8 protein-coding genes are annotated in these 13,373 nt (G+C 58.2%); 5 read left to right on the top strand and 3 right to left on the bottom strand.

What is annotated here, in order from left to right:
- The first annotated feature begins 20 nt into the window (after window positions 1-20).
- A complete protein-coding gene (locus tag L8I05_RS06755; protein WP_242167711.1) occupies window positions 21-1,346 on the top strand; it encodes an LLM class flavin-dependent oxidoreductase in 1,326 nt (441 codons plus the stop codon).
- Window positions 1,347-1,462: 116 nt separating this feature from the next.
- Here L8I05_RS06755 and L8I05_RS06750 read toward each other — a convergent pair whose 3' ends face one another.
- Window positions 1,463-2,305 (bottom strand): hypothetical protein, encoded by an 843-nt coding sequence (locus L8I05_RS06750; protein ID WP_242167709.1) that lies wholly within the window; start codon window positions 2,303-2,305, stop codon window positions 1,463-1,465.
- A 578-nt stretch (window positions 2,306-2,883) separates the two neighbouring features.
- On the opposite strand from L8I05_RS06750, the gene L8I05_RS06745 reads away from it, so the two are divergent.
- Window positions 2,884-3,705 carry a hypothetical protein gene (locus tag L8I05_RS06745; RefSeq protein ID WP_242167708.1) on the top strand — a complete coding sequence of 274 codons (822 nt, stop codon included), beginning with the start codon at window positions 2,884-2,886 and terminating at the stop codon, window positions 3,703-3,705.
- Window positions 3,706-3,925: 220 nt separating this feature from the next.
- On the opposite strand, the gene L8I05_RS06740 is transcribed toward L8I05_RS06745, so the two are convergent.
- A complete protein-coding gene (locus tag L8I05_RS06740) occupies window positions 3,926-9,382 on the bottom strand; it encodes a WGR domain-containing protein (protein WP_242167706.1) in 5,457 nt (1,818 codons plus the stop codon).
- On the bottom strand, window positions 9,370-10,572 hold the full coding sequence (locus tag L8I05_RS06735; protein WP_242167704.1) for a M48 family metalloprotease: 1,203 nt from the start codon (window positions 10,570-10,572) through the stop codon (window positions 9,370-9,372). Before L8I05_RS06735 ends, L8I05_RS06740 begins: the two co-directional genes overlap by 13 nt.
- A gap of 241 nt (window positions 10,573-10,813) precedes the next feature.
- Here L8I05_RS06735 and L8I05_RS06730 point away from each other — a divergent pair, with 241 nt between their 5' ends.
- From L8I05_RS06730 to L8I05_RS06720, 3 genes are all read left to right on the top strand, one after another.
- The gene (locus L8I05_RS06730; protein ID WP_242167702.1) at window positions 10,814-11,422 is read left to right on the top strand and encodes a dTMP kinase; all 609 of its coding nucleotides are present in this window, start codon (window positions 10,814-10,816) and stop codon (window positions 11,420-11,422) included.
- A 223-nt stretch (window positions 11,423-11,645) separates the two neighbouring features.
- Window positions 11,646-12,044 (top strand): cytidine deaminase, encoded by a 399-nt coding sequence (locus tag L8I05_RS06725; protein WP_159956534.1) that lies wholly within the window; start codon window positions 11,646-11,648, stop codon window positions 12,042-12,044.
- A 54-nt stretch (window positions 12,045-12,098) separates the two neighbouring features.
- A complete protein-coding gene (locus L8I05_RS06720; protein WP_159956535.1) occupies window positions 12,099-13,364 on the top strand; it encodes a NupC/NupG family nucleoside CNT transporter in 1,266 nt (421 codons plus the stop codon).
- The last annotated feature ends 9 nt before the right edge of the window (window positions 13,365-13,373 follow it).

The raw sequence follows: 13,373 nt of genomic DNA, 5'->3' as shown, positions 1-13,373 counted from the left end.
CTTCAAGGAATTCATCTGACATGACCAACAGACAGCTCAAACTGGGTGCCTTGACCATGGGGTGCGGCGGGCCAGGTCGCCATAACCTGTGGCTAGACCCGCAACTGCCGGCCGATGCCAGCGTCAACGTCGACTGGTACATCGACATCGCGCGCCAGGCCGAAGCGGCGCTGTTCGACTTGATGTTTATCGTCGACAGCCAGTACATCACCGAGGGTTCGCCATCCCACTACCTGAACCGCCTGGAACCGCTGACATTGTTATCGGCGCTGGCTGTCAGCACGCGACACCTGGGCTTGGTCGGAACGCTGACCACCTCTTACAACTCGCCCTACAACGTGGCACGGCGCCTGGCCTCGCTCGACCTGATCAGCAAAGGCCGCGCCGGCTGGAACGTGGTCACCAGCGGCGACGCCGGCACTGCTGGCAACTACAGCCGCGACGAACATTACGACTACGACACCCGCTACAGCCGCGCCGCCGAGCACGTCCAGGTGGTGCAAGGCCTGTGGAATTCCTACGAGGACGATGCGTTTGTGCGCGACCGCGCGACCGGCCAGTTCCTCGACCCGAGCAAGCTGCACAGCCTGAACCACAAGGGCGAGCATTTTTCCGTGGTCGGCCCGCTGAACATCCAGCGCTCACCCCAAGGCCAGCCGGTGATCTTCCAGGCCGGCGACTCCGAGCAAGGCCGCGACCTGGGTGCGGCCACCGCCGATGTGATCTTCACCCACGCGGCCAGCATCGAACAGGGCCAGGCGTTTTATCGGGATATAAAGGGCAGGGCGGCGCAACACGGTCGCGACCCGGAGCAGTTATTGGTGATGCCCGGCGCCGAGATTTATGTGGGCGACACTGATGCGCAGGCGCGTGAAGTCGAGCAGCACTATCATCAGGTCGATCACAGTTTTGATCTGGCGCTGAAGGAGTTCGGCCGTAATTTCGGCTGGCATGATTTCAGTCAGTACGACCTTGATGCGCCGTTCCCTCAAGAGAGCCTGGAAGCCGCGCGCAGCAGCTTTTTCACCAACGCCAAACGCATTGCTGACCAGGCGCGGGAGAAAGGCTTTACGTTGCGCCAGGCGGTGGAGTTTGGACGGCAACTGCGACCGGGGGCGTTTGTGGGCACGGCGGACACCGTTGCGCGCAAAATGGCGCAATGGTTTGAAGCGCGGGCGGTGGATGGGTTCAATATCTACATTGGGCATCCGCAGCAGTTCGCGCGGTTTACGCAGGAAGTCATACCGTTGCTGCAAGAGCGGGGCGTGTATCGCAAAGCGTATGAAGGGACGACCTTGCGTGAAAGCTTGGGGCTGGAGATTCCGAGGTTTGGAGGGAAAGGGTAAATGGTCACTCGATGGGTGTTGTCAGCGATACAGTACATACGCCCAATGAGGGAGTGCCCCCATTATATGTTTAGCAGAAAAAGAGCAGACTTCACTTTCGCCGACCCTTGTCTTATTTAGGCAGCTGCGCTGTCCATGGCTGCGGATAGTTCGTTTAAGTTTCTATAGTGAGGGGCTAAAGTGTTTTCTGGTTGCTCGATTTTAATTTCAATGATCGGGTTGTTTTCGAAGTGGATTTTTAACAGAAGCGCCCCCTCTAGTTGCGTGATAAGCGTATGCAAATAAAAAAGTGCATCATCCAAGGCTATGATGAATTGCTCGCTGTATTCATAAAGCCTTAAAAGCTTGGTGTGACTGTGAATTCGAACAAGCGTCTTAAGGGGCGGTGTTTGTCTTCCTTTTGTTTTCGCAAGATAAGTGTCGAGTTCCTTTGAAAACGGCAAAACCATATCATTACGCTCTCGAAGGCTTGCGTGAACAGCGGTGTATTTTTTTTCGGCAATCAAAAGCTTTGTAAGGAGATCGCCCATCCCTTCTTTGATCACGATTTGATTGAGTGCGTCCGCTGCCTTTTCTGTATTGGGCGTGAGCTCTTGGGTCCTAGGGATTGACATGAATCTTAGAGGTAGATTTTGGAAAGGTGTGACTACTTGTCTTTTCAGTGTCCAGAGATCGTTATACTTCATTGAGAGAATCGATATGCCTTTATTGTATGAGTTGATAGTGGCTATTTTCTGTTTTCGGCGTTCTTCAGCTGACTGAATACCATAGGTTGCAAAGGCACCAAGCAACGCACCTCCAAAACCAGCAGCGATGGGCCCAAGAATGTCTTTAAATATACTGTACACGCTGGGAGGAAATGGAGAATAGGTTTCTGTGAATGCTGAAAGCAAAGCGAGGAAAGAAAAAATTGAGGCTACGATACCTACGGTGAATCCAAGCCAGAATAGTGGTTTCATATCTTATAACTGCCACGCCAGTAAGCAGGATGAAAAAATGGGCTTGCCGTGTTGATGGGCGCATAATTCGTGCATAGGCTTTGTGTAAGTAGCGGAATAATACATTGGAATCCTTTCGGTGCTGCGTGGCTCAGTGCTATAGACGGCTATTAGCCATTATTATGCCTGTTCGACTGTATTTTTACCATGGCATTATTTTTCTAGCGGGCGTTCTTCCAGCGCCTAGAAACGCTAACACAGATCTTTGAAGCGGCTGCAGAGCAATGAATACGCCTATCGAACCAAGCGCTGCGCGAAGCCATGGGCCTTGCACTTCGTCGCTCCTCTTCGCGTGGTTTCAAGGAATGAATGCAATTGCAGCATCATTTAGGCTAGCCTATCGTTCGAGTGACATGATCGCGTCACCATCCCTGTCGATGAAAGCGAAGAGCGAATTACGTCTATCAAAGGACTGAAAGTTTATGTACATATCAAATAATTTATTGAAGCTGGTGTATCCTCCCATCTCTAATCAATTTGCGCAAAGACTGTGGGAGGACGAGGAGGTTAGAGAGTTTGTTAAGAGGAGCAAGTTGTACATGCTTGCACAGCGCCACGAGGTGAGATTTAAAAATTGGAGGGCGGAGAGTGAGCAAGGTCGTTTGTGTTTTGATTTGGTATGTGGCGAGATCGAAAAGAAAAACCTGAGCGTACATCTTGTCAGTTTAATAGGCGATTACCAAGAGGATGTAATTATAGACTGGGAGGAGCATGCGATAAAAATATCCAGCGAGAATAGTGCTGGTGATGCGGATGAGGTGCTTTACTGGGCAACTGCCGACAAAATGCTTTATGATTTTTGGCGATGTAAAGTTGATGTGAATGGTTTGGATAGCATTTTACAATTCACCGCGTTTAAACTTTATTATGTGGGGATATCTAAGGAGGGCGACAGCTTTTCGAGACTATTCAGTAATGGGCACAAGAACAGATCCAAAATACTTTCAAATGAATCTCAATACTCGCCAGCTGCTAGGTTGACGAATGAAATTTATATATTTCTTTTCGATGTTGACGATTTTGCCATCAAAGAACTGACTGAAAACGACAGCGAGCTACCAGGTTTTATAGATAAAAAAATCCTAGCGGCCGACGCAGAGAAAGCATTTGTAAAAATTTTACAATCCGAATACAACACTATTAAATATCAAGCTTACCCCATGGGTAAAGATGGTTTGTATGGCCTCGGCCTTACATCATATACTTATCAAATTGATGAAGATATCACGTTTTTTACGCCAACCTGCCAAATACGAGGCTGCTATGGTTTTCCTTGGCGTCATGTGCATCCCTTGGACATCATTCACGTGGAAGGAGGCCAGGTAAGGGTTGATTCGATCGATGCAGAGATGAATCTTTAGAGTTGCAGGCTTTTCTGTTTGTTCCAAAACATGGTGGAGGGAGACGCGCTCAGTAGGAGAGAAAAACATTAATGTCATTCAAGGATCATCACATAGCTGTATCTGTAACGCTGCGGTAATCTGCGCAATTAAAAGCTTGATGATTGCGTAAGCTTGATCCACCCCTTTTGCCAGACGCGGCAGCGCGTTCAGATTGATCGCGCTGCTGGATCAGCCCAGCTTATCCCGGCGTGATTAAACCCACCTGCTCTTGATAGCCCTTACGCAGCTTCTCCGCGATCAGTTTCTCCGCCTCACGCAACGCCCGCTCGGGGCTTTCAAGCGACTTGATCAGCGTCTGCCCCTTGGTGCCGATACGACCAAAATTCACCACCACGTCCGCTTCCGTCACACCAATGCGCCAGAACTTGTTGGAGTTACCTTCACCAAAGGTGAACTCACGCATCGGCGTTGCTGCTTCAGGCGCTGGCGTCGGTTCGACCTCGACCGGTTCCGCCGCCACTGACTGTTCAGGCTCCGGCAGCGCAGTTGCCTCTTCGCCGCGAAGCAGTGCTTCGATACGGTTGAGCACGTCTTCCGGGGCGTGCAGCCAGTCATGGCTGAGCACGTCGATGATCTTCCAGCCGAAACTGCGCAGCACGGTCGGGCGGAAGATGTAACGCTCGCGCACGTTGGCCGCAGCTGCGGTATCGCTGTCGAGCAGCACGCCGAGACTGAAGTGTTCGCCGCTGGCGTCGCTGATTGCCAGGTCGCAGCGGAACTGTGAACGCCCGACATATTCCTGCACGGCATGCCCGCGTTTGCGCAATGCGGCGGCGAGGGCGCTGCGCAGGCTGTCTTTGGGTAGGCTGACGGCAAAAGATTGCTTGGCGCCTGGGTTGAGGTTGGCGAGGATGCCTTGGGAGCGCGGCGCATCCCCGCTGGCGCTGGCCTGGGCGAATTGCAGGAAGGCGCGCAGTGCCGCAGCACCGTCGTTGTGGGTATTGGTGATGGCATCCGCTTCGATGCTGGAGACGATGGCCATGCGCTTGCGCGCGCGGCTGAAAATCACATTCAGGCGTTTTTCCCCGCCACGCTGGTTGATCGGGCCGAAGTTCATCAGCATCTTGCCGTTCGGCCCCGGCGCGTAGCAGATGCTCAGGATGATCACGTCGCGTTCATCACCCTGGACGTTTTCCAGGTTCTTGACGAAGAGGCCATTGAACTGCCCGGCGTCTTCACGCACGTACTCGCGCTGAAGGCGGGTGGCAAAGGCCGAGTCGCTGGCGGCCAAGTCTTCCAGGGCCTGTTCAATGGCGCCTTGCTGGGCTTCGGAGAACGCCACGATGCCCAGGCTCAGGCCGGTCTCGCGTTGCAGCAGTTCACGCACCAGGTTGGCGATGTACCGTGCTTCTGCCAGGTTACTGCGGCTGAGGTAGACGCCATCGCTCATCTTCAAGAAGCTGATCGGGCTGTCGAGCAGGGTGTCGGCACCTTGGACCACTGCCTGGGCGTCCGTGGACTCCAGCGCAGCATGGGCGGGGGCAGGGCGCTCGATGCGTCGGTCCGGAATTGTGATCAACCGGCCTTCGTAGAACGCCGCGTTGGAGAAACTGATCAACGCTTCATGCCGGCTGCGGTAGTGCCAGGCCAGCAGGGTCGCCGGCAAATTGCGCGCGGCCTGGCTGAGCAGGCTGTCGGCATCGAGGTTGATTGCGATCTGTTCGCCGTCTTCCATGGCGACCAGTTCGTTATCGTCCTGGTCGCCGGCGCTGGAGAAGAAGTTGGTCGGCGGCAGCTGCATTTCGTCACCCACCACAATCACCTGCTGCGCGCGGCTCAAGGCCGGCACGGCTTCTTCGCTGGGGATCTGGCTGGCTTCGTCGAAAATCACCACGTCGAACAGGTCCGGGGTCAACGGCAGGGTGTCGGACACCGACAGCGGGCTCATCAGCCAGATGGGCTTGAGGTCGTTGATCACGCGGCCGCTGTCGCCACTCGCCATTTCGCGGATGGAGCGATAGCGCATGGTCTTGCCCAGCTCATGTTCCAGTTCGCGGCGGCCCTTGGCATAGGTTTTTTTGAACTCGCGGGCCTGGGCGTCCAGTTGGGTCACCGACATTGCCGAGTGCTTCACGTGCTCCAGGAAGCGCTGGTGCAGCGTGGCGCTGAGCACATGGGCGTTGTGCTTGAGCAGGCTGCTTTCCGCCTGACTGACTTGACGTGCCGCCAGGCTCAGGGCCGCGCCGTCAAAGCGCGCCAATTGCGGGTTGGTGCGATACAGGCGAGTCAGGTTTTCCTGGGCAATCAGCCCATCCAGCGCCGGCTGCGCCAGGGCATGCTGTTGCACGGCCAACAGGCAAACGGGATCGCCCTGGTGCAGCTCATTGAGCAGCGGCAAGGTATCGGGCAACTCGTCGAGTTCTTCACGCAGGTCACGCAGGTATTCGGCCAGCGCGCCCAGGCTTGGCGCCGGTTCGAACACACAGTGTTGCGCCACCAATTCGCTCAGGCGTTCAACCGGCTGGCGCAGGCTGGCCTCCTGGCGTACACGGGGCAGGACGTCCGGGTTGTCGCGCAAGCCTTCGACCCACTGGCGCAATAACGGTGATGCACTCAGTTGCTGGAGCAGGGCCTGCAGGTTGTGCACGAACAGGTTGATATCCTGCACGCCATATTGACCTTGCAAGCGTTGCTGCTCGATCTGCAATTGGGCGGTGGCGCGCTGTTCGCTCGCCAGGTTGTCGAGCACGCTGCGGTAACTTGGGCGGATGGCGTGCTGGCTGAAGTCGTAGCGCCTTTGCAACTCGCCCCGCAACCGCCACCAGGACGGTTGCAGCCAACGCAGCAACGATCCTTCCAGGCGTTTCACCAGATCCAGGGCGGCCTGGGTGTCTTGCGGCGCGAGTTTGTCGCGCCAGTGGCGGGTGGTTTCGCTGGCGTTGTGGTGTTGCACGGTCAGCGTTTGCAACGCCGTCTGTTCGGCCTGCAGCGCCTGGGAGCCCGCTGAGCCCGGTTCCAGCAGGTCCAGGTGCGCCGCCAGGTTGGCGCTGGTCAATTGCTCGGCGGCCTCGGTCAGCACGCGCGCATCCGCCAGGCGGGTGTCACTCGACAGCAGGCCCGAAGATGACTCCAGAAGTTGCTCGACACTGTCCATCAAACCGCTGGCTTCATCGAGGAACGCCTTGAGCTGGCCATAGGCATGCTCGTGGGTGATGAGGCTCGAAGCCAAATGGCTGAAGGGGTGACGGGCAAAACTGTCGAGGCCGAAGCGCTCGTTGATTGCCTGATACACGCGACCGGTAAGCTCACGTTGCGCGTGCCAGTGACGCCACTCGGGCAAGCGTTCCAGGGCTTCAGGCGGCAGCTTTGCCGACACGGCAGGCAATTCGATCAGATGTCGTACCAGCTCGCGCACCGAGCACGCCAACGTCTCCGGCACTCCGGCCATGGCCTGCTCGAAGCGCTCGATCAGGCCCAGCTGTTGCTCAAGGGTCGCCAGCGTGGCGCTGCGTCGGGCTCGCAGTTGCGGTGCTTGGGCGTCGCCGGCAATCCAGCGTTCATAACATTCGCGCAGGTTGCCGACGAAGGCTTTCTTGTCGGTCTGGGAGTCGTGAATCAGGCAGCACAATTCGCCCAGTTCACTCTGTTGCAGGCGATGGAACACCACGTCCAGGGCCGCGCGTTTTTCGCACACGAACAGCACCCGCAGACCGCGACCGGCATAGTCGGCGATCAGGTTGGTGATGGTCTGCGACTTGCCGGTGCCCGGCGGCCCCTGAATGATGAAGTTGCGTCCGGTGCGGGCCAGGCTGACGGCGGCATTCTGCGTCGCGTCGCCGGCCACCACGTTCCATTGTTCCGGCAGCGGGATCGGGTCCGGGGCCTGGACTTCCACCTCGCGCGGCTCGATGGAGAACATGCGGTCAAACGCTTCGTTTTGCGCCGGTTCGTCGATCAACTGCGCGTAGTCGCGCACCAGCGACATCTTGCGATAATTGAAGTTGGCCAGGGTCACTTGGGTCAGGTCGATGTCCCAGGCGTAGCGGTGCCCCTGATTTTCGGGCAGCGAGTAGGTGCTGTTTTCGGTGCTGCGGGCGACCATTTGCGGATGCTGGTCGCGCAGCGAAGGTTTGCCGCCTACTGCCATGCGCAGCGGCAACTGGCTCGGCAGCACTTTTTGCTGGAACAGTTGCAGGCCCAGCGGGCGGTAATCTTCGCGGTCGTAGCTGAAGTCCGGTTTCACCAACGGCAGGGTCGAGCGCTGACGCGCGCGGCGGCGCTGGAAGTGGTGCAGGTGCTGCACCGCCTTCTGGTGGATCAGTTCGATTTGCGGCTTGCTTTGCAGGCGCAGCTCTACGCCGGGCTCGGTCAGTTTGATCTGCCGCGCAATATCGGCGTGGATGTCTTCCAGCGAGGTCTTTTGCAGGTCGACGGTTTCCGGCAGCTGGATGTCGTAGAGCTGGCGCAATTGATGGCGCAGAACCGGGTTGAATTGCGCCTCGGTTTCATCGCACTGCAACATGAACTGGTCGCGCACACCTTTTTTGCGACTCAGCTCCACCGGCAGCCACAGCAGCGGGGTGACGATGCGCTCTTGCGGCGTGTCCTTGAGGTTGTGCCAGCGCATAAAGGCGACAACAAGGCGCAGGTTGCTGAAGCCGAACTCGGCGCGGTCACGGCGGGTTTCCTGGATCAGGCGTTCCAGGGAGGCCTGCAACCAGGTCTGGTCTTCAAACCGCAGCCATTGCTGCAAGCCAACCTGCTTGCCGCTCAATACTTGCTCGGAAAAACCACCGAAGGTCGGCTGCCAGGTGCACAACGCCTCGGGCCGGATGCTTTCAATCTGCATCACCAGCGGCACGCTGGCCACGGTCAAGTTGACGTTGGCCTGGGTCGGCCGGAAGTACAGCAGGCGATTGCGTCGCGACAGGTCGAACAGCCGGTTGCGCAGATGCTCCAACACCACGGTGCGCCGCGACGCCGGGCCTTCAGCCTGGGCCAGCACGCGTTCCACATCCAGACTCGCCGGCTGTTCGCGCCAGGATTCCAGGCGCCGCGCCAGCGAGCCGACATCGGTGGCGCGCTCATGGCGGTTAAGCTCAGTCATCTCGACGATCAGGTTGGCCAGCACCGGGTTGAGCCGGCCATTGAGCTGGAACAAGTTGCGCCGGTGCCGGGCAAAGGTCTTGAGGTCGTTGATATCGGCAAAATCCAACCCGCAGGCCAGGCACGCCAGCAACTGCCCGAGTTGGAAAATATCGGTGATTTCGTCGTGATGCCCGAGGCGATGTTCCCAACTGTGCAGGTCCGTCAGGAACACCGGGTGATCGATAGCTTGGTGCGGGTCTTCCTGCACTTGCAGGTCGGTAAACGCCACGCCCGTTTCCGAATCACGGGTTAGGCGGACCTTGCCGACGATGTTCAGCGCCGACTCGGGGTTCGGTTGTACCTGCTTGATCGCGTCCAGCGCCAGGCGCGGCGCTACGCCCTCGGGGTTGCGCAGTTGCAAGGTGCGCTCTGGGCCTTGCAGCACGTCAAGGTAGCTGAGCTGGGCGACACGCCCGAGTTCATGCAGCTGCGCCACTTGGCGCAACAACGGCAACGCCAGGAACAACACATCGTCGATGGGCACGGCGGCGCCATCGTGGCTCTGCAGCAACTGCGTGAAGGTGACGGGTTGGGTTACTGGGTCCATGTGTCGACCTCCGCTTTGAGCGCGCGAACGATCGGATCGAGCTCACGTTTGGGTAGTTTGATATCGCGCTTGAGCACGCTGATAAAGTCGTCGGCACTGCCAAGCTTCTTCGCCGTGCGCGCGGCATGCAGCAAGGCCTCATCACGCAGGTCACGGTCGATCAAACTCAGGTCGAGCATGATGAAGTGCAGGTATTCGTGGATGCTCGCGTCGATGCGTTCAGCACTCAGCGTGGCCAGGTCCAGCGGCGTTTCAGTAGTGTTCCAATCGGGAAAGAAACCGCGCACCTGATTAAGCACGGCCTCCGACTGCAACACCGCTGCGCCGATAAAGTTGGCGATAAAGCCGCGGGTGAGGGCGGTCAGCTCCACCTGGTCGGTCACATCCAGGCGACCCAGTGACAGCGGCCCGCGCAGCCGTCGGTGCAGCCAGGCGTCCGTTTCCGGCAGCTGCTGCCACCAGTTGTCGACCGCTTGGGAGCGCAGGAACGTTTCCGGGTGCGATACGCCCTGGGACAGTTGCGCGTCCTTGCCATCCAGCTCGCGGGCCTGCTGCAAATAGCTCGCGGCATCGACGCTGACAATGCCGGTGTGGATCTTCACCAGCGAGGTGATGGACGCTTCGGGGCCGCCGGCCACCATGGCTGCGCCACGGTCGGCGTAGATTTCGGTGTGCAGGCTATATAAACGTGCGGTCTGTTCCAGGCTGGGCGGCGTATACACGTCGGCCATCGCGTGGTTGAGAATGCGTTCGGCAGTGAGGTAGTCGCCGTCGTGCTCCGACCATAAACGGTAATGGGCCAGCTCATGCCCCAGCAACGCCAGCAACTCCTGGGCGTCGAGCCGTTCAAGAATCGGTCCGTAAAACACCACATGCACTTCACCGGCCAGGTAATACAGGCTCGCATTCATCGCGCCGTCGCCGGCCTGGTAGAGCGTTGCCGGCGCCTGGATCTGCAAGGTCTGCAACGCCGCCTCACAGGCCTGATAGGCCTGCGGGTGCGTCTCGGGGCTCAGGCGATAGGTGTCGCGCAGCAATTGTGCGCGCACGTCCTGGGCATGTTCCTGCTGCACGCCCAGGGACGAGGCCCAGCTCCACACGGCGGGTTCACTGGTTTTCAGGTAGTCGACCACCTGCTGGTGGTAGGGCAGTGGTGTCAGGCTGCTGATGTCCAGCGCGGGGGTACTCATCGTTCAAACGTCCTTGAGGATACGGCTCCATAAGCTGCGCCTGGGCAGCAGAGGTTTGGGCTGGCATCCCGGTGTCAGTGATCGGCAATAAACGCGGAGCATACCTAGGACGGGCAGATACGTCATTTAAATAGGGACAATGGCGGGTGTTTATAAACAGCTGCAACCCTGGGTTTTGAGAACCCTCTGGCATAAATTCAGATAGAGTCTGTCGACGCCTCTATCAATCATTAGTTGAAGAATGAATCGTTCGCTGTTTGTTTCCCTGGATGGGCCCAAGGGCACCGGCAAAACCACGCTGTTGGAAGCCGTTACGAAAGCCCTGAGGGCAGGCAATAACAAGGTGATCCGGCTTTGCGAGAGAAAAAGCGATCCTTATCGGGGTGAAACAATGGCCCTCGTTAACCAATTCGTCAGGAAGCCCACCCGGGATCTGGAACTCCAGGTGTGCGAGCGCTTTGCTGATAGCCGTGCCTGGATGTCCGAACATGTGCTCGATAAACAGCCACCGGGCAGCATCGTGCTGATTGATCGCTGGTACCCCTCGGATGCCGCGTTTCGCCGAATCGTCCCGTTTGCAGAAATTCTACAGCTGAACATTGATCGGAACGTGCGCGTGCCTGACTTGCATGTCGGGGTTGTCACCGCCCCGGATATTTCGTGGGCAAGGGCAGCGGCACGACGGCGTGGGTTGAGCAGTACGGTGATCCATACGCTGGAGGAACAGGTCGCGTGTACGCAGGCGTTCGAGCGAGCGGTTGCAGAGCAAGGCTGGGTTTTATGCCGAAATGAAGGCGCGATCGACGACGCAACACTGCAGGTGGTTGCTGAGATTTATAGCCTGCTTTAAAGCTGCGGGTCCAGGCCGGAGCGGTGCAACGCCGCTGCCGTGACCCGTGCCGGTAAGGCGCTCCAAGCCCAATCCCAAACCCTTCTCACCACCCCTGCATTCATTTCCTGTGTTCGTCCTCAGAAAAAGGTTGAGAAATCACATCAAATGTTATTTAAATAACAGGATAATAGCGTCACGCCCGCCCCGGACGTGCTCGCAACAAAATGGGATGACCCTGTGAATGACAATTGAAGAGCGTTTGATGGAACAGGCAAAGCGTGCCGCCCAGAGCACGTACTCGCCTTACTCGCACTTTCCGGTTGGCGCGGCGTTGCTGACCGCCGACGGTGAAGTGGTACAGGGTTGCAACGTGGAGAACATCTCTTACGGGCTGACCAACTGTGCCGAGCGCAGCGCCCTGTTCAGCGCCATCAGCCAGGGCCATGCGCCCGGCAGCTTCACGGCGATGGCGGTTTATGCACCCAACGTTTCACTGATAAGCCCTTGCGGTGCCTGCCGCCAGGTGATGCTGGAGTTGATGGCCAAGGATGCAGTGGTGATTTGCCAGGGCAGTGACCCGGCCGCCACGCGTACCTGGACCCTGGCGCAATTGCTGCCGGGCGCCTTCGACGCTTTCTAATCCTGGGCAGGCCTTCGGGTCTGCGTCCGCTCGGTCCATTGTTGAGACGTCTGCATGATCAGTCTTGTCGGAATAGCGACCCTTATTGTCATTGCCATTGCTTTATCCCATCAGCGTCGCTCGATCAATTGGCGCACCGTTTCGGTGGCGTTTGTGATCCAGGTGTTGATCGGTGCTTTTGCGCTTTACGTGCCTTGGGGCCAGACGGTGCTGGCTTCGCTGTCGGGGGCGGTGGCCTCGCTGCAGTTGTACGCGAACAAAGGCATCGAGTTTCTGTTCGGCGGCCTGAGTTCGCCGCACATGTTTGAAGTGTTTGGCAGTGGCGGGTTTGTATTCGCCATTCGAGTGTTGCCGATGATCGTGTTCTTCGGCAGCTTTATCTCGGTGCTGTATTACATCGGCGTGATGGGCTGGATCATCCGGCTGGTGGGCGGCGCCTTGCGCCTGTTGCTGGGCACCAGTCGTATCGAATCGATGGTGGTGACGTCGGCGATTTTCATCGGCCAGTCGGAGGTGCCGCTGGTGGTGCGGCCGTTCATTGCCAAGCTGACACGCTCTGAGTTGTTCGCGGTGATGGTCGGCGGTTTCGCGGCGGTGGCAGGCTCGGTGCTGCTGGGCTATGCCGGGCTTGGGGTGGAACTCAAGTACCTGATCGCCGCGTGTTTCATGTCGGCGCCGGGGGCCTTGTTGATGGCCAAGCTGATGGAACCGGAAACCGAACCAGCGCGCACCGAACAGGTCATCGAGGAGCTGGGGCAGGCTGAGAATCGCCCGACCAATATCATCGACGCCGCCGCCGAGGGCGCCCAGGTCGGCTTGCGCCTGGCCTTGTCCGTCGGTGCCATGTTGCTGGCGTTTATCGCATTGATCGCGCTGTTCAACGGGCTATTGGGCTGGGCCGGCAATTGGTTTGGCTACCCGCAATTGACCTTGCAACTGGTCCTCGGGCACGTGCTGGCGCCCATCGCTTTTCTGCTCGGGGTGCCGTGGCATGAGGCGGTGCTGGCCGGTGGTTTTATCGGTGAAAAACTGGTGCTCAACGAGTTTGTCGCCTATGCCGATCTGGCTAACTACCTGACCCCGGCCAAGGCCGCCGAAGCCGGTGTGCCGCTGTTGTCGGTGCACACCCAGGTGATCGTGACCTTTGCCCTGTGTGGCTTTGCCAACCTTTCTTCGATTGCCATCCAGCTGGGCGGACTCACCGGTATCGCCCCGCAACGGCGCCAGGAGCTGGCGCGGCTGGGCTTGCGCGCCATGATCGGGGGCACGCTTTCCAACCTGATGAGTGCGGCGATTGTCGGCTTTTTCATTTCGCTGTAAGGAGTACGG

Origin of the sequence: Pseudomonas sp. MONT-RG-20F-20-E-7-02 (assembly GCF_022662395.1) — a bacterium.
Taxonomy (GTDB): domain Bacteria; phylum Pseudomonadota; class Gammaproteobacteria; order Pseudomonadales; family Pseudomonadaceae; genus Aquipseudomonas.
Note: the sequence above shows the minus strand (reverse complement) of the source record. Positions and strands in the feature narration are given on the sequence as shown.